15 protein-coding genes and 1 pseudogene are annotated in these 16,225 nt (G+C 56.4%); 6 read left to right on the forward strand and 10 right to left on the reverse strand.

From position 1 onward, the window contains the following. The first annotated feature begins 21 nt into the window (after window positions 1–21). Window positions 22–1,083 carry an S-methyl-5-thioribose-1-phosphate isomerase gene (mtnA, locus tag PA598K_RS06830; protein WP_185601645.1) on the forward strand — a complete coding sequence of 354 codons (1,062 nt, stop codon included), beginning with the start codon at window positions 22–24 and terminating at the stop codon, window positions 1,081–1,083. Between the two features lie 113 nt (window positions 1,084–1,196). Here the strand turns inward: mtnA and PA598K_RS06835 are convergent, their stop codons facing one another. Then, window positions 1,197–1,499, reverse strand: a complete 303-nt coding sequence (locus PA598K_RS06835) for a YunC family protein (RefSeq protein WP_128656215.1) — start codon at window positions 1,497–1,499, stop codon at window positions 1,197–1,199. A 253-nt stretch (window positions 1,500–1,752) separates the two neighbouring features. Here PA598K_RS06835 and PA598K_RS06840 point away from each other — a divergent pair, with 253 nt between their 5' ends. Beyond that, a complete protein-coding gene (locus tag PA598K_RS06840; RefSeq protein ID WP_128656216.1) occupies window positions 1,753–2,280 on the forward strand; it encodes a hypothetical protein in 528 nt (175 codons plus the stop codon). A gap of 102 nt (window positions 2,281–2,382) precedes the next feature. On the opposite strand, the gene PA598K_RS06845 is transcribed toward PA598K_RS06840, so the two are convergent. Next, on the reverse strand, window positions 2,383–4,275 hold the full coding sequence (locus PA598K_RS06845) for a putative bifunctional diguanylate cyclase/phosphodiesterase (RefSeq protein ID WP_128656217.1): 1,893 nt from the start codon (window positions 4,273–4,275) through the stop codon (window positions 2,383–2,385). 62 nt (window positions 4,276–4,337) lie between these two features. After that, window positions 4,338–4,712, reverse strand: a complete 375-nt coding sequence (locus PA598K_RS06850; RefSeq protein WP_128656444.1) for a DUF423 domain-containing protein — start codon at window positions 4,710–4,712, stop codon at window positions 4,338–4,340. Window positions 4,713–4,774: 62 nt separating this feature from the next. Here PA598K_RS06850 and PA598K_RS06855 point away from each other — a divergent pair, with 62 nt between their 5' ends. Together PA598K_RS06855 and yhbH are read left to right on the forward strand one after the other, a co-directional pair. Beyond that, window positions 4,775–5,218 carry a hypothetical protein gene (locus tag PA598K_RS06855; RefSeq protein WP_128656218.1) on the forward strand — a complete coding sequence of 148 codons (444 nt, stop codon included), beginning with the start codon at window positions 4,775–4,777 and terminating at the stop codon, window positions 5,216–5,218. A gap of 223 nt (window positions 5,219–5,441) precedes the next feature. Next, window positions 5,442–6,602 carry a sporulation protein YhbH gene (yhbH, locus tag PA598K_RS06860; RefSeq protein WP_128656219.1) on the forward strand — a complete coding sequence of 387 codons (1,161 nt, stop codon included), beginning with the start codon at window positions 5,442–5,444 and terminating at the stop codon, window positions 6,600–6,602. A 69-nt stretch (window positions 6,603–6,671) separates the two neighbouring features. On the opposite strand, the gene PA598K_RS06865 is transcribed toward yhbH, so the two are convergent. Continuing rightward, the gene (locus PA598K_RS06865) at window positions 6,672–7,457 is read right to left on the reverse strand and encodes an alpha/beta hydrolase (RefSeq protein ID WP_128656220.1); all 786 of its coding nucleotides are present in this window, start codon (window positions 7,455–7,457) and stop codon (window positions 6,672–6,674) included. 178 nt (window positions 7,458–7,635) lie between these two features. Here PA598K_RS06865 and PA598K_RS06870 point away from each other — a divergent pair, with 178 nt between their 5' ends. Both PA598K_RS06870 and PA598K_RS06875 read left to right on the forward strand, forming a co-directional pair. Then, the gene (locus PA598K_RS06870) at window positions 7,636–9,075 is read left to right on the forward strand and encodes a SpoVR family protein (RefSeq protein ID WP_128656221.1); all 1,440 of its coding nucleotides are present in this window, start codon (window positions 7,636–7,638) and stop codon (window positions 9,073–9,075) included. Between the two features lie 132 nt (window positions 9,076–9,207). Further along, entirely contained in the window at window positions 9,208–9,564 is a 357-nt protein-coding gene (locus PA598K_RS06875; protein WP_128656222.1) for a hypothetical protein, read from the forward strand. Window positions 9,565–9,764: 200 nt separating this feature from the next. Here the strand turns inward: PA598K_RS06875 and PA598K_RS06880 are convergent, their stop codons facing one another. The 6 genes and pseudogenes from PA598K_RS06880 to PA598K_RS06905 all read right to left on the reverse strand — a co-directional run. Beyond that, window positions 9,765–10,652, reverse strand: coding sequence for a transglutaminase family protein (locus PA598K_RS06880; RefSeq protein ID WP_128656223.1), 888 nt, complete (start codon window positions 10,650–10,652; stop codon window positions 9,765–9,767). Continuing rightward, window positions 10,649–11,617 carry an alpha-E domain-containing protein gene (locus tag PA598K_RS06885; protein WP_128656224.1) on the reverse strand — a complete coding sequence of 323 codons (969 nt, stop codon included), beginning with the start codon at window positions 11,615–11,617 and terminating at the stop codon, window positions 10,649–10,651. Before PA598K_RS06885 ends, PA598K_RS06880 begins: the two co-directional genes overlap by 4 nt. 30 nt (window positions 11,618–11,647) lie before the next feature. Continuing rightward, entirely contained in the window at window positions 11,648–13,108 is a 1,461-nt protein-coding gene (locus PA598K_RS06890; protein WP_128656225.1) for a circularly permuted type 2 ATP-grasp protein, read from the reverse strand. A 174-nt stretch (window positions 13,109–13,282) separates the two neighbouring features. Further along, complete coding sequence (locus PA598K_RS06895; protein ID WP_128656226.1) at window positions 13,283–14,296, reverse strand: globin-coupled sensor protein; 1,014 nt, start codon at window positions 14,294–14,296, stop codon at window positions 13,283–13,285. Between the two features lie 77 nt (window positions 14,297–14,373). Further along, window positions 14,374–14,766 (reverse strand): LytTR family transcriptional regulator DNA-binding domain-containing protein, encoded by a 393-nt coding sequence (locus PA598K_RS06900; RefSeq protein WP_128656227.1) that lies wholly within the window; start codon window positions 14,764–14,766, stop codon window positions 14,374–14,376. A 128-nt stretch (window positions 14,767–14,894) separates the two neighbouring features. Continuing rightward, window positions 14,895–15,935 (reverse strand): annotated as a pseudogene (locus tag PA598K_RS06905) (protein prkA); the annotation flags it as partial. Between the last annotated feature and the right edge of the window lie 290 nt (window positions 15,936–16,225).

Consider the following 16,225-nt stretch of genomic DNA (forward strand, 5'->3'; position numbering starts at 1 on the left):
ATGACGAAAGGGAAATGCATCATGTCAAAACCAACTGAAGCGCTGCAATCCGTCATCTGGGCAAGCGATCGCCTCGAGCTGCTCGACCAGCGTCTGCTGCCCGAAGAGATCGTCTACCTGCCGTTGACGACATCCGAGGATGTGTGGGAAGCGATCCGCCACCTGAAGGTGAGAGGCGCGCCGGCGATCGGTATCTCCGCCGCCTACGGCGTTGTCCTGGGCAGCCGCGGCAGCTACAATACGACGGAAGATTGGCTCGTCGAGGTAAACCGCCATGCCGAATATTTGGCAACCTCGCGGCCTACAGCAGTCAATCTGTTCTGGGCGCTCGACCGCATGAAAGCCAAAGCCGTCCAGCTGGCCGCTGACGGTCTCTCAGTGGAAGAGTGCCAACAGGCGCTAATACTCGAGGCAGTAGCGATCCAGAGCGAGGATGAGGAGACCAATCGCCTGATCGGCGAGCATGCGCTCTCGCTGTTCGAGGACGGCATGGGCGTACTCACCCACTGCAATGCTGGCGGTCTGGCCACAGCCAAATACGGCACGGCGCTGGCGCCGTTTTATCTGGCGCTGGAGCAGGGGTTGAAACTGCGCGTATTCGCCGATGAGACACGCCCTGTGCTGCAAGGCGCACGCCTGACTGCCTTCGAGCTACAGCAGGCCGGCGTCGACGTCACGCTTATCTGCGACAATATGGCTGGCATGGTTATGTCCAAGGGCTGGGTCGATGCAGTTATCGTCGGCACCGACCGGGTCGCCGCCAATGGCGACGTCGCCAACAAGATCGGCACGTACAGCGTAGCGGTGCTGGCCAAAGCCCACAACATTCCGTTCTATGTGGCTTGTCCGATGTCGACGATCGACATGCTGACGCCGACCGGCTCCGATATCCCGATCGAGGAGCGGCCGGAAGAAGAGATTACCGAGGGCTTTGGCAAGCGGACTGCGCCTGCTGGCGTTAAGGTGTTCAACCCGGCCTTCGACGTCACGCCGCATGAGTATGTCAGCGCGATTATTACGGAGAAGGGCATCCTGCGACCGCCCTACAACGTAAGCTTGAAGCAACTGTTCGAGCAATTGTAACTGCGTCGGGGCTTTCCCTACACTCCCATGTTCATATCTTCAGCCCCGGCGCCATTGGCGGCCGGGGCTGTTTCGTCACATCACGTTCTGCACGTCACTCACATCATTTTTTTTCAGATCATCCGCTCCAGCGCCTCGCGGCCGCTCATGCCAGCATGGATGCCTTTCTCCTCTGCGCCGTACGTCACCGACTCCAGCGGCGCCTCTAGCAGCTCCTCTAGCGTGCGCACCCCTACGGCCCGGCCAGCTACGATGCCTCGCTCGCGCAGCTTCTCATTCAGCAAGCCTACATCCAGTGCGCCGCACATGATGTACCCCTCGTCTGTAGAGATGCTCAACAATGTAGTTTTGGGCAGCTTGACCTCTACGCCCAGCGCGGTTCCTTTGCCAAGCGGTATCGGAATCATCCGGATCATCGTATCCTCTCCACCTTTCTGGGCTTGCTTCCCGCAAGCAAGTAGTACCGACGCTATACTATATGCCACCCCGCTATCCCTGTGTGGGGAGTCGCCTTGGTTCGGGGCACATCCCTTACGCCCATCGTCGATTTTTTTGTGATAGCGCATAAAATTAGGACTATATGCATAGCTACATTAATGATATATTAATAACAGTGAAAAAGATCATAGTTCTGTGGGACTAGACACCAGAGAAAGGGGAAAGGATGCGTTGATCATTAGAGAACCGCGAAGCAGCAGCTCTTACTTATTCAACGTCGATATCCTGATCGAAGACGAGAGCAATGCGCGAGCACTGGAGCGCCTCCTGAGTCTGCTCAACCGTTCGGGGGCCGCCGACTTCCGCATCCAGAGCGGCATCGAGCTGGGGAAGATGATCGATGCCCTGACGATGAGCTCCGGGCATCTGCCGCCGAGCGTGCCGGGACCTCATCTGAACCTCGTACCGCCGATCGCCGAGCAGACAGCCCCGTCCAACGAGTCAAGCCTGCCTGCTGATGCCGAAGCTGTGTCATCCGCACAGGTAAACACACTGGCAGCTGACCAACGTATAAGGGCCTACATCGAGCAGAACAAGCTGATCCGTCTTCTGGTTAACAAAGGCTTGGGCGTGCGCCTCAGCATCCCTTGCCGCATCATCAGCTTCGACGAGATGACCGGCAATGTGACCGTGTATCACGTCGACGAGAAGCAAGTGTACACCTTTTCGATCAATGAAGTGGACGATTTCGTCGAGTAGAAATTGCTGCCGTGGATGTTTACGAAAGTCCACACCAAAACGCAGGGGCTGTTCCAGAAGTCAGCACTTACTGGCTTCCGGGACAACCCCTGCGCTTTTCGTTTATGGCTGCAATAATTGCTCTACCTTGCTGCCGGGAATCGGAGCGCTCCAAAAGTAACCCTGCATCTCGTCGCAGCCATGGCGCTTGAGGAACTGCATCTGACCTTCGGTCTCGACGCCCTCGGCGATCACTTGCATGTTCAGGTTATGCGCCATCGCAATAATAGCGGCAACAATCGCCGCATCACCTGGATCTTGTTGGATATCTCTTACGAATGACCGATCGATCTTCAGTCGGCCGATCGGCAGCTTTTTGAGATAATTCAGCGAGCTGTATCCCGTCCCGAAGTCATCGATGCTAATGTTGATGCCCATCCGCGTCAGCTCCAGCAAGCATTGGGTCGCATGATCCACATCCATCGTCATCGACTCCGTAATCTCCAGATCGAGATACTCCGGCGACAGCCCCGTCCGCTCCAGCACCTCCGCCACCTTCTCTGCCAGGTTCTGCTGCAGGAATTGGCGGATGGACAGATTGACGGAGACAGGGACAACAGCTAATCCGGCATCCTGCCACTGCTTGTTCTGGCGGCAGGCCTCCTCCAGCACCCACTCTCCGAGCTGGACGATCAAGCCCGTCTCCTCGGCGATCGGGATAAACTGCCCCGGCGGCACCAGCCCCCGCTCCGGATGCTCCCACCGGATCAAGGCTTCCAGACCGATCACTTCGCCGCTGGACAGATCATACTGCGGTTGATAATGCAGCACGAACTCCTGGCGCTGGATCGCCTGACGAATCTCATGCTGCATGGTCAACCGCTCCAGTGATGAGTCGCTCCATGTATCGGAGTAGAGGATAAAGCCATTCCTGCCGCTATCCTTCGCCTTGCTCAGCGCCTTCTCGGCCTTCATCAGCAGTTGGCCAGCCTCCTCCTGCATACCGCTAGACGCCACGCCAACACTGGCTGTCACGTGGAACGGATACCCTTGCAGCTCAAAAGGCTCCTCCAGCTCCGCTAGCAGCTCGGTCGTCCGCTCGGCCAGCGACTCGTCCGAACTTGCATCAATCAGGAGTACAGCGAATTCGTCGCCCTCCATGCGGGCGGTCATATCCTGCTCCGATAGCCGCCGGGTGAGCCGCTCGGCGACCTGGAGCAGCAACATATCGCCGAATTCGCGTCCGAACGAATCATTGATCAGCCGGAAGTGATCCAGATCCAGATACAACAGACCTACGCGCTCCTCCTGGCGGCGCGCACGCTCGAGCGCCTCCGTCAGCTGGATCATGAACATGCGGCGGTTAGGCAAGCCGGTCATATCGTCATAATAAGACATGTAGCGGATCCGTTCGCGGTTGCGCTTGCGGTCGCTCGCATCCTGGATAATCAACAGCGTTCCGTCCCAATCCTGGTCCTCGTAGAGCGGGCAAGCCATCACCTGAATGTCCAACGGCAGTCCAGAGCGATGGACAAGCGTCAATGGAAACTGGCCTCCTGAACGCTCTCCCGGCTCGGTATGCAGCCAGTCTGCCGGCTCGCCGCCCGCCTCCAGCAGCGATTGCAGCGAGCAGCCCATCAGCTGCTCCCGCTCGTAGCCCATCAGTTGCAGGGCGCCGCCGTTCACCTCGACGCAGCGCCCTTCCCGATCCAGCACGACTACCGGCAACGGACTATGGGACAAGATCGCGTCAGCGATCTGATGGTGGACGCGACGCCATGTCAACAGATGGCGTCTGGGCTGTCTGAGCAGCACCCATGCGACGATCGCGAAGGCTGACAGCATCAGCCCCGTCCATAGCGCCCTCTCTGTAACGGATTGAACGGGCAGCAGTGCCAGCCCGCTCCACAACACGAGAGCGGCCAATAGAACGGCTGCAACTCCTGCCGCACTCTTGCTGCCCAGGCGGAACACATTTATTTTTTGGTCAGAAGGCTGTTTGTTTAGATCCGCCACACGCGTTGCTCCTTCCTATCCTCCAGGTATGTGCCGATGCTCGCTCGCTGTAGCCAGACGCGTCACTTGCTGCGCGTAAAGGCGACGATAAGCATGACCCAGCCGGAGATAAAAGCAACGCCGCCGATCGGCGTGACCATACCGAGCTTGGTATAGCCGGTGAGCGTCAACACGTACAGGCTGCCCGAAAAAATCAGGATTCCCGCATGCAGCAGCCTGGCCGACCAGATGATCGCGCGCATCCTGAGCGCGCGATCGGCCAAGGCCCCGAGTAAAATCAAGCCTAATGCATGATACATCTGGTAGCGTACCCCGACCTCGTACGTCTCCAGCATAGACGAGCTCAGCTTATCCTCAAGCGCATGCGCTCCGAATGCCCCGAGCGCGACCGCCAGCAAGGCGTACACCGCTCCGGTAAGGATGTATTTCGACGTCATCAATTGTTCACTTCCCTGTAATTAGTGTATAATTCTACAAAAACCTATAAAGGAGTCCTGTCATGGATCAGAATCCATACCAGTCTCAAGATCAACATCCCTCCTCGGGCGCATTCCATCCGATTAACGAGCATGACCAAGACCCATACCACAACCGCAAGCAATCTGGACTTGGCATTGCCTCCTTTATCATCGGCCTGCTCTGCATCATCGGCATCATCGCGTTGTCGATGACGACGGTGTTCTCGCTCACCGATGCGATTCAGTCCGACGGTACGCTCCCTGACCCTGAGGAGCTCGCCTCCAGCAGCGAGGTCATCATCGCAGGCATCCTGATGCTGTTTACGATCCTGATCAGCCTGGTCGGTCTGGTGCTGGGCATCATCAGCTTGTTTATGAAAAATCGCCGCAAAGTATTTGGGATCATCGGCGTCGTCCTGAACGGTCTGCTTGTCGTCGGCTTTGGCGGGCTAATGGTGCTTGGCATGGCCGTCCAAGGTATGTAGAGCTGTAGTCCATGTTTTTCCTTACTGTTTAAGATTATACCATGGCTGCCCGCCAAACGCATAACGCGAACATTCCGAACAGCCTGACCGTTTTTGCGGTCGGGCTGTTGGCGTGTGCAGCGAGCAGCCGGATTGTGGAAGGCTCGGCAGCGATTGGTCACATAACCTCTCCTCACTTGAATATAGTAGGTATACGAAGCATTCGACGAGGAGGTCACTGCAGATGAGTTCAAACCGCGAGCCGTTGTTTATCGTATCCCGCGAAGACTGGTCGCTGCATCGCAAGGGCTATCAGGATCAGGCCCGTCATCAGCAGAAGGTCCGTGAAGCGATCAAGCAAAACTTGCCCGACCTGGTATCGGAAGAGAGCATCGTGCTCTCCGACGGCAAGCAGATTATCAAGGTGCCCATCCGCAGCCTGGATGAATACCATTTTGTCTTCAACCACAACAAAAACAAGCATGTCGGGCAAGGCGACGGCGACAGCAGCGTAGGCGATGTGCTCGGCACCGATCCCGCCTCAGCCAAGAAGGGCGGCAAGGGCGACAAAGCCGGCGATCAGCCCGGCGAAGACATCGTCGAAGCCGAGATCAGTCTGGCCGAGCTGGAGACGATGCTGTTCGAGGAGCTGGAGCTGCCCTTCCTCCAGCGCAAGGACAAGGAGTTGCTCGACACGAAGGAAATCCGCTTCAATGATATCCGCAAAAAAGGCATCCAGTCCAACATCGACAAGAAGCGCACCATCCTGGAAAACCTGCGGCGCAATAGCACAAACGGCACTCCCGGCATCCATGGCATTTCACCTGACGACCTGCGCTACAAAACATGGGAGGAAGTCATCAAACCGCAGTCCAACGCCGTGATCCTGGCGATGATGGACACCTCCGGCTCGATGGGCAGCTTCGAAAAATACGCGGCCCGCAGCTTCTTTTTCTGGATGACTCGCTTCCTGCGCCATCAATACGAAAAAGTAGAGATTGTCTTCATCGCCCATCATACGGAAGCAAAGGAAGTCAGCGAGGAGGATTTCTTCACGCGCGGCGAGAGTGGCGGTACGATCTGCTCCTCGGCTTACGTCAAAGCCCTCGACATTATCGACAGCCGGTATCCGCCGCAGCTGTGGAACATCTACCCTTTTCACTTCTCGGACGGCGACAACCTTACCTCCGACAACGAACGCTGCGTCAAGCTGATCTCCGAGCTGATGGCGCGCAGCAACATGTTCGGCTACGGCGAGGTCAATCAATACAATCGCAGCAGCACGCTGATGTCCGCCTACAAGCATATTCAGCATCAGAAGTTCATCCATGCCATCATCAAGGAAAAGCAAGACGTCTACCACGCGCTCAAAACGTTTTTCTCTAAAAAGCAGCCTGTCGGCTGACTGCAAACCATCGGCGCTCAAACAGCCCGCAGCCTTCTTCTAGAAGGCGCGGGCTGTTCTGTATCTGCTTCAGGAAGCTGGAGCCCGAAGCTCGGCGAGCCAACCGGACAGCGCATCGACCGTCTGGCGGAGCTGCTCCTCGCCGCTAATCCTCGGCGCGCCGTCGCCCTTTTGTTGCCCGTAGGCTCCGAATTGACCATGATTGCCGCCCTCGATCTCGACATATCGGGTATCGGCCGGCATCCGGCTGCGCCCCTCCTCCCACGCCTCGCGATTCAGGATCTGGTCCTCGGACGCCGTAATCTGCAGTGCCTGCAGGTCGGCTCCGCTCAGGTCAGCCTTCGGGTCTGCGTAGGCGCCCATAAAAAACACGCCCTCCAGCACCCCCTCATGCTCCGCTGCATAACGCGCCGCCATCGCGCCGCCAAGCGAATGTCCGCCCAGCACATAACGCTCCTCAGGGGCGAGGTCGAGGAGCTCCGTCGCCCGGTTCGGAGCGAGCACGGCCAGCTCTAGCGGCATCTTGACGATATAGGTGCGATACCCGCGTTCTGCAAGGCTAAGCCCAAGCGGCGCATAACTCTCCGGTTCGACAAGACCGCCGGGGTAGAACAGCACGGTCGTCTCGCCGACCTTGTCGACGGGCTCATAGGCGATCCAATGCTTCGTCTTCGTAACCGTTACCTGCTCTGTCGATTGCAAAAAGGTTCGCGCGTCCAGAGTCGGCTTGTAATTGAGCAGGCTGTAGGCCACCGCTAAGGCCAGAATCAGTACTACAAGCGTTAGCAGCAGCCAGAGGAGCGCCCTTCGGAGGCGGGATTTGCGAGGTGAGGAAGATGCTGATGTAATTGGCATAGGTCTAGAGAGGCTCCTTTCGTTCTCTGAGGAGGACAGTCTGTGTTATCGGCTCCCATTATAGCATAGGCTCTTGCCGGTTCTCCATTCCCGCTTGAGCCGACGTATCGCATAATCCCTGCTGTCGTCCCATACACATAGAACAGGATACTTATCGCTACAAGTGGAGGGGACGAGAATGAAGCAAGACGAGATACGGCAGCTGGAGCGCGCGATTGACGAGATTACCGAAGTGGCGCAAGGCTTCGGACTGGATTTCTACCCGATGCGCTATGAGATCTGCCCGTCCGATATTATCTACACCTTTGGCGCGTACGGCATGCCGACCCGATTCAGCCATTGGAGCTTCGGCAAAACCTTTCATAAGATGAAGACGCAATACGACTTCGGACTGAGCAAAATCTACGAGCTCGTCATCAACTCCAACCCATGCTACGCTTTTCTGCTCGACGGCAACTCGCTCATCCAAAACAAACTGATCGTCGCCCACGTCCTGGCGCACTGCGACTTCTTCAAAAACAATGCCCGCTTCAGCCGCTCCAATCGCAACATGGTCGAGAGCATGTCCGCAACGGCGGACCGCGTCGCACAATACGAACGGGACTATGGCGTCGAGGTCGTTGAGCAGTTCATCGACGCAGTGCTAGCCATCCAGGAGCATGTCGACCCTTCGTTGATCAAGCCCTATCAGATGGACAAGACGCGTTATATCGAGCTGATGGAGAAGCGGCAGGATCGACGCAAGCCGCCAGCCGCTCCGGTCCAGCCCTATGACGATCTCTGGTTGCTCGATCCCGATATGCGTCGCGAGAGCGATGCGCCCAAGACGGATAAGCGGCAGTTCCCCCCGCAGCCGGAGAAGGACCTGGTCTGGTTCATCGAGGAGAACTCCGAGGAGCTGAAGGACTGGCAACGGGATATCCTGTCGATGCTGCGCGACGAGATGCTCTACTTTTGGCCGCAAATCGAGACCAAAATTATGAATGAGGGCTGGGCTTCGTACTGGCATCAGCGCATCATCCGGGAGATGGATCTGACGAGCGAGGAGACGATCGAATTTGCCAAGCTGAACTCGGCTGTCGTCCAGCCCTCCAAACACAGTCTCAATCCGTATTATCTGGGGCTGAAAATCTTCGAGGACATTGAGAAGCGCTGGGATCAGCCGACGGAGGAAGAACAGGCGCGCGGGCGCGTGCCAGGGCAAGGGCGCGACAAAATATTCGAGGTACGCGAGATCGATTCGGACCAGTCGTTCATTCGCAACTATCTGACCAAGCAGCTCGTGACCGACCTCGACCTCTATATTTTCGAGAAAAAAGGGCCGGAGTGGAAAATTACCGACAAGTCGTGGGAAAACATCCGCGACCAACTCGTCTACTCCCGCGTCAACGGCGGATTCCCTAGTCTGATGGTGACCGACGGCGACTGGAACCGCTCCGGCGAGCTGTATCTGAAGCACCAATATGAAGGCGTGGAGCTCGACCTCAAGTACGTCGAACGCACGCTGCCCTCCGTCGTCAAGCTATGGGGCAAGCCGGTCCATCTGGAAACGATCGTCGAGGACAAAACGCTCGTATTTAGTTGCGACGGCAGCAAGACGAGTCGTAAATTCATCTGACAGCCGCTCCTGTATACGGGGTCGTTGCTCTCGCTGATTCAGCCTTGCGCTGCGCGGGTATTAGTAATCAAACGACCTTCCTCACCAAGGGAGGAACACAGGGGCAACCCCCCGGATACAGAGGTGATTCACATGTTGGAGACAATCCTTATTGTATTGGGTGTGTTACTGGTGGTTGGCGTAATCGTAGTTGCAAGCAAAGGCCGTTGGCTGACTCTGGCTACAGCAAGAGGCAATCAGGCAGAAGAGCTGCAATCCAAATATTCCTATCTGCAATCCAAGGACATTCCTTCCCGCCTGAAAAGCGAGGCGGTAGGCGGCGCCGGTTTTGCTCCGCAAGGAGGCATGGCGATGAATGCCGTCGGCAGCCACGGCGGTCAGCATGAGATGATGAAGCTGCAGGTGCGTCCAAAAGACCGCGAGCAAGCCGAAGAGGCGCTGCAAGAGTGGGATCGCGAGCGTCTGCTGCATCAATCGACGACATTGTAAGACGTGACGTCAGACACGCATGGGGATGCACAGCGTAAGACGTATCCGTAGGCATGCATGAAAATGCGCAGCGCTTCTCTACAGCCAAAAGGAAGGCCTCTCAATCAGGGGCCTTCCTTTTTTCCATGCTAGAAATCCCGGGCCAACAGCGATCGGAGGAACGATCCCGTGACCGCAGGCTTTGTTTTGAGGGCAGCCTGTCAGTCTTCGAGCTGCTCGACGATGACCGAGACATCGAGCTCCGCGCCGCTGTTGCCGCGATAGACGCCTTTGACGGGTACGATATCCTTGTAATCGCGGCCGTGTCCCAGCTTGACATAACGCTCGCCGACGACGGAGGGATTGGTCGGATCAAAGGAGCACCAGCCCCGATTCGGTACATACGCCTCGACCCAGGCATGCGACGCGTGCTGAAAATTAGTGCCCTCCTCTTGCAGGTCGCCAATAAATTGATAGCCGCTCACATAACGCGCCGGCACGCCACGGCTGCGGCAGATGGTTATCATCAGGTGGGCGAAGTCCTGGCAGACGCCTCGCTTCGTGCCGATCATGTCGGCCACCTTCGTCTTCACATCCGTCGCCTCGGCGTCATAAGTGAACTCCTCGCGGATCCGCTCCGACAGCGCACCCAGCCAGTCGAAGACGGCTTGCGGACTTTGCGACGCCCGTTCATCGGCACCCGCGAAGACGAGCACCTCGGGCGTCGCCGTCGTATAGGAGGTCGGCAGCAAATATTCGGCAAACCGGTTGTGCGCCTCCTCCCTGTCCAGCCAGGCCCAAGCCTCCTCAGGGGTGAAGAGGCGACCTGTACGACTGCCCGTCTCGACGCGTCCAGGCTCCGTCGTCACGACCGTCATCTGGGTGCGAATCGTCAGCTTCCGATGCGGCTCATTGACCGAAAACGCCGTCACCCGATTGCCGAAGAAGTCTTCGTAGGACTGGAGCGGCGCATTAGGCTCTACCGCGATTGCATGCTGATAGCAAGACTGCCATTCGTTGGTGCAGGGCGTCAGCCGCACTTCATTGACACTGTCCGTCACCGGTTGTGAATAGACGTACTCCGTCACGTGCATAATCCGCAGCTTCATGCGCTGGCCTCCCCGACGCGAAAAAACGTCTTGGCAAACGCCACACCAAGCTGCTGGCACGCCCCCAGCACCACCGTCAGCATCAGCCCGTCTCTATCCTGCTGCAAATCCTCCCGCTCCAGACACGATAGCTCCGCAAGCACCTTGCCGGTCTGCCTGACGATCTTGCCATGACCCAGCTTCAGCCCCGTCTCCTGCAGCTCGAGGCTGCGCAGATGCGTATCCATCGCGTCGAGAGCGAACCGAACCGAGCGAGGGAATGCCGGATGCAGCACGAGGAACTCGATGATCCCTTCCGGCGACATGCCGTCGGCATAATAGCGACGGAACACCTGATAGCCGCTAACTGAGCGCAATACCGCCTGCAGATAAGGATAGGTCAATGGAGCGCCGCTCTCGCCAGCAACCATCGTGTTGCGGACGGCCTGCATAATCCGCAGCGTATTCTCCGCTCGCTCCAGATAACGCCCACATTCCATGAAGTGCCACTCATTCTCCCTAGCCATCACCGACTGGGCTACACCCTGGTACAGCGCGGTCCATTCCTTGATGCGCTTGTAGAGCTGATGTGGCGAGTCCTTGGTCAGCTCCTCGCGATGCCGCTCCCGCAGCCAGAGATAGAAACTGTTGACGACATCCCACAGCTCCGTCGGCACCTTCTCGCGCAACGTCCGCAGATTGCCTCGCGCATAATTAATGCATGCCACCAGCGAGTTGGGATTGTCGCGGTCAAGCGTGATGTAATGAAGCACATCCTCTTCGTCATACTGGCCATACTGCTGCTCATAGGCCGATCTGCTGCCGAGCGCATCGACGATGCGCGCCCACTTGTCGTCCTGCGCCTGATCAGCCGAGTGATGCTCCTGTTGCAGATGATAATGGACATCGATGAGCCGCGCATGGTTTTCCGCCCGCTCCATATACCTTCCTACCCAGAACAATGCTTCTGCATTTCGATTCAACATCGCCATCGCCTCCAGCATATATAGATTGGATTATCGATTCAGCACCCACGTGTCCTTGACGCCGCCGCCCTGCGAAGAGTTGACGACCAGCGAGCCCTCCTGCAGCGCAACACGGGTGAGACCGCCAGGGATGACATGCAGCTCCGAGCTGCCCATCAGGGCAAATGCCCGCAGATCGATGTGGCGCGGACACATCGTGCCGTTGTTCATAATCGGGGCCCGGGACAGCTTCATCGTCTCTTGGGCGATGTAGCGCTCCGGCGACTTGCGGATCTCCTCGGCGAATGCGGCGATCTCGCGCGCGCTCGCCTGCGGGCCAATCAGCATGCCGTAACCGCCGGAGAGCGACGTCTCCTTGACCACCAGCTTGTCGAGATTGGCCAGTGTATACGCCAGATCCTCCTTGCGGCTGAGCAGATAGGTCGGGACATTGCCGAGGATCGGCTCTTCCCCGAGATAGTAGCGGATCATGTCCGGCACATAGGCGTAGACTGCTTTGTCATCGGCGACGCCGGTGCCTGGCGCATTGGCGATCGCAACATTGCCGGCGCGATAAGCATTCATCAGGCCAGGCACGCCGAGCATCGAATCGGGATGAAAGGCCAGCGGGTCGAGGTAGTCATCGTCGATCCGTCGGTAGATCACATCGACCTGGCGCAGGCCTCGTAGATCGCGCAGATAGATCTTCTGATCCTTGTACACAAGATCCCGGCCCTCGACCAGATGGATGCCCATCTGCTGCGCCAGGAACGTATGCTCGAAGAAAGCGGAGTTGTAAGGTCCGGGCGTCAGCAGGACGATAAAGGGATCGCGCTTGCCCGAAGGCGCTAAGGATCGCAAGGAGCTGAGGAAGTTATTGAGGCTTTGCTCGATGCCGCGCACGGAGCAAGAGAAGTATAGCTCGTGAAATAGCTCGCTCATCAGCGAGCGACCGGTATAAAGGTAGGAAAAGCCGGATGGCGAACGGAGATTATCCTCCAGCACCAGATACTGTCCGCTCTCGTCGCGGATTAGATCGATGCCCGAAGTGGTCATATAGGCGTTGCCCGGCACATCCAGCCCCGCCATCTCGGGACGATAATATTTATTGCCGACGACCATCCGCCTCGGGATCAAGCCGTCTGCGATAATGTGCTGGCGATGATAGATGTCGTGGGTAAAAGCGTTCAAGGCGCGCACCCGCTGCTTCAACCCGCGCTCGATCATCTCCCATTCCTCGGCAGGAATGACGCGCGGGATGTAATCGAACGGAATCGTCCGTTCGAGTGGCTCCGGCTGATCGGGGGTATACAATGTAAACGTAATGCCCTCCTCAAGCATCCGCTGCTCGAGCGCATGCTGACGGTTCAGCAGCTCGCTCGGCTTGAGCCGGGAAAATAACTGGTGAACGGTTGCGTAGTGTGGACGCAGGGCGAGATCGGGATCGTACATTTCGTCAAAGAAAGATCGGGCATCATAATAATACGGCTCCGGCTGTCTGGCTATCGACATGCCAACCCCTCCTCCAATGGATGCGGATGCCGTGCTCCGAATCGCCAAAACCCGAACATTCAAGTTATGTTAGGTGACACAAATGGCGACATCCATATGATTTATACTATCAATCATACTGATATCGCCATTTAATGTCAACTTATTTAACACAAAACCGAAAATTAAGCTCGCCTACACCGTCGCCTCTTCCTTCAGCTGTTCGAGGTCCCGCGAGACCTTATCAATCATCGTGACAAAGCTGGCCAGCTCCTGCGAGCGCGCCGCTTGCAGACGCGCTTGTCTGCTGGTCGACTCGGACTCTTGCCGGACGTCGGCTACCTTGCGGACGATGCGCTCAAGCCGGCTCTGGATATCCTCCAACGCCTGTCGCGAGGATGCCGCAAGCTTGCGCACCTCGCCCGCCACCACCTCGAAGCCGCGTCCATGCTCGCCGGCACGCGCCGCCTCGATCGCCGCATTGAGGCCGAGCAGATGCGTCTGATCGGAGATGCCGCGGATCAAGGTGCCCATCTCGCTAATATCGTCAATCTCATGACGCAGCTCACCTAACAGATGGTGGGACTTATCCTGCGCCTCCGCCGTGGAGACCGCTGTCTCGGCGATCGTCCTGGAGCTCTCGTCGAGCTGCACGATCATCCCGGCCAGCTGCTGTACCGCCTCGGTGATCGTCTGCAGCAGACGCTCCTGCTGGCTGGCGAGCGTCTGCAGCTGCTGCTGCTCGGCCTGCTCGTACGCTTCAAGGACGAGCTGAGAGTCGAGATTAAACATCTTGGTCAGTGCGAACAGCACGCGATGCCACGCCTCAGGCAGCAATCGCTGCAGGATGTCTGCGGCCAGGTCCGTGTAGACCATATAGGTGCCCAGATACCAATCTGTCGTCAAGCCGATGCGGGAGTGGACCAGACCGATCCGGATGCGATGATCGATATACGCATCGTCGACCACTCCATCCGCAAGCGAGAGCCAATATTCGCGCTGGGTATCCTTCAAGCGGGAGATCGTACTGAACCGTTCGATAATCTGCCGCAGCTCAGCCTCTTGCTGTATGCGATCATAGAGCCGGTCGACCACTTCCTCTACGATCCGCTCGAACAACGGTCGATGGCTCGCCAGCAGCTGCAGATCCGCCTCCTTAATACCGGTATATTGAACTTGTTTCAGTCGATGAGGCGATAGATTATTCATAGCTGTGTCTTTCCTTCCCTGGACCTTGGTAATGTTTTCTTATTCCCCTCTCCATTATATCGATTCGAGTTGGACATTCAAGACCAGAATGAAAGCGAATGCAATACTGCAAGCCTCCTTGACGCGAGATAAGGCGCAATCGACTCTCGCAAATGCCCGGGCAGCTTGTCCACTCTTGCCGCAGATACGGAGGCTCGTATTTGAGCGCCGCCCTCCGACTCGAGTATAACTTGCCGGTATTCCGAATCATATTCGCTAATCCGCCCGGTGTTGACGATATTGTTGCGGTCGAGCGATTCGAACCCTTGCTTCTGTAGCGCCGGCAACAGCTCAGCCATCGTCCGGGCGTAGCCAAATTCGCCTTCGCTTGTTCGGAAAAGCGGTCCCTTGCTCGTTAAAGTAATAATCAGCACATCCTCGATCGGCACCTCGATCAGCTTTCCGTTCTCGTCTGCCAATACGAATTTCACAGCCGCCCCTCCATTTCAGCATTCTCTTTTTTTCATTATACAGAACATTTGTTCTCAAAACAATCCCCTCACAATTTGAAAAAGCAGACCCTCAGGTCTGCTCAGTCTGGTTAGCGGTGATCTTTTCATTACCGGTTCAGCAGGCTGCCGACATACCGCAGCAATTCGTTGGCGCATACCGGGCAATAGCCATGCTCATCCATCAGCCGCTTGGTTACCTCGTTTATTCGTTTGAGCTGCAGTTCATCCGGCGTTTTGGTCGAGGTTGTTATTTTGACGATGTCCTTCAGGTCGGTGAACAGCTTTTTCTCGATCGCCTCGCGCAGCCGGTCATGACTGGCATAGTCGAACCTTTTTCCTTTGCGGGAGTAACTGGAGATGCGGATGAGGATTTCCTCCCGGAACGCTTTTTTGGCATTTTCCGAGATGCCAATCTGCTCCTCAATCGAGCGCATCAGTCGCTCATCCGGATCCATCTCCTCGCCCGTGAGCAAGTCCTTGATCTTCGACCAATTGCAAAACGCTTCGATGTTGTCAAGGTAGTTTTCGAAAAGAGTCCGGGCCGACTCCTCAAAGGAATAGACAAAAGCTTTCTGCACTTCTTTTTTGGCCAGATTGTCATATTCCTTGCGAGCGACAGAAATAAAATTTAGGTACTTCTCCCGCTCCTCCTTCGTAATCGAAGGATGCTGGTCGAGTCCGTCCTTGAGCGCCCGCAGCACATCAAGCGCATTGATGCATTGCAGATCCTGTTTGATGAGCGCACTGGATATACGATTGATTACATAACGCGGATCGATGCCTGACATCCCTTCATCCGTATATTCATTTTGCATCTCCTTCAGATCGGCGTCCTTGAACCCTTCGACCTCTTCGCCGTCGTACATGCGCATTTTCTTCACCGGATCCATGCCTTGCTTTTTGGAGTCCTTGAGCCGCGTCAGGATCGAGAAGATCGCCGCCGAGCGGAGCGAATGCGGGGCGATATGAATATGCTTCATGTCGCTCTGCAGGATCAGCTTGCTGTAGATTTTCTCCTCCTCCGACACCTTCAGGTTGTAAGGAATCGGCATGACGATCATCCGCGACTGCAGCGCTTCGTTTTTCTTGTTGCTGATGAACGATTTGTACTCTGTCTCATTGGTATGGGCGATGATCAGCTCATATGCAATTAACTGATACAACTAAAAGAATAATAAGTCTGAATAATGTTGATGGATCAGCATAAATTGGGACAAAGGAGATGGTTGTGTTGCCAAGGAAATTGTCATTCGAAATGAAATACGTCCACCTCGGGATGTGGAAGCAAGTTTGCAAAGATTTATCGAATTGCAAGTACAATGCTTCCTACGACTTGCATAGAGAGTTTCTTTCTGGATGTGTAGCCGAAAGGTCTTTCTTGAAATCTAACAACTTAGATCTCGTCTTCTGGTCTGGTTGTCTTGGATGGAGGCTTCGG

Origin of the sequence: Paenibacillus sp. 598K (assembly GCF_003851045.1) — a bacterium.
Lineage (GTDB): Bacteria > Bacillota > Bacilli > Paenibacillales > Paenibacillaceae > Paenibacillus_D.

Bases quoted from the DNA above. Each gene is read 5' to 3' on its own strand.
- mtnA (WP_185601645.1), top strand. From the start codon at position 22: ATGTCAAAACCAACTGAAGCGCTGCAATCCGTCATCTGGGCAAGCGAT.
- PA598K_RS06835 (WP_128656215.1), bottom strand. From the start codon at position 1,499: ATGATCCGGATGATTCCGATACCGCTTGGCAAAGGAACCGCGCTGGGC.
- PA598K_RS06850 (WP_128656444.1), bottom strand. From the start codon at position 4,712: ATGACGTCGAAATACATCCTTACCGGAGCGGTGTACGCCTTGCTGGCG.
- PA598K_RS06855 (WP_128656218.1), top strand. From the start codon at position 4,775: ATGGATCAGAATCCATACCAGTCTCAAGATCAACATCCCTCCTCGGGC.
- yhbH (WP_128656219.1), top strand. From the start codon at position 5,442: ATGAGTTCAAACCGCGAGCCGTTGTTTATCGTATCCCGCGAAGACTGG.
- PA598K_RS06865 (WP_128656220.1), bottom strand. From the start codon at position 7,457: ATGCCAATTACATCAGCATCTTCCTCACCTCGCAAATCCCGCCTCCGA.
- PA598K_RS06870 (WP_128656221.1), top strand. From the start codon at position 7,636: ATGAAGCAAGACGAGATACGGCAGCTGGAGCGCGCGATTGACGAGATT.
- PA598K_RS06875 (WP_128656222.1), top strand. From the start codon at position 9,208: ATGTTGGAGACAATCCTTATTGTATTGGGTGTGTTACTGGTGGTTGGC.
- PA598K_RS06880 (WP_128656223.1), bottom strand. From the start codon at position 10,652: ATGAAGCTGCGGATTATGCACGTGACGGAGTACGTCTATTCACAACCG.
- PA598K_RS06885 (WP_128656224.1), bottom strand. From the start codon at position 11,617: ATGTTGAATCGAAATGCAGAAGCATTGTTCTGGGTAGGAAGGTATATG.
- PA598K_RS06890 (WP_128656225.1), bottom strand. From the start codon at position 13,108: ATGTCGATAGCCAGACAGCCGGAGCCGTATTATTATGATGCCCGATCT.
- PA598K_RS06895 (WP_128656226.1), bottom strand. From the start codon at position 14,296: ATGAATAATCTATCGCCTCATCGACTGAAACAAGTTCAATATACCGGT.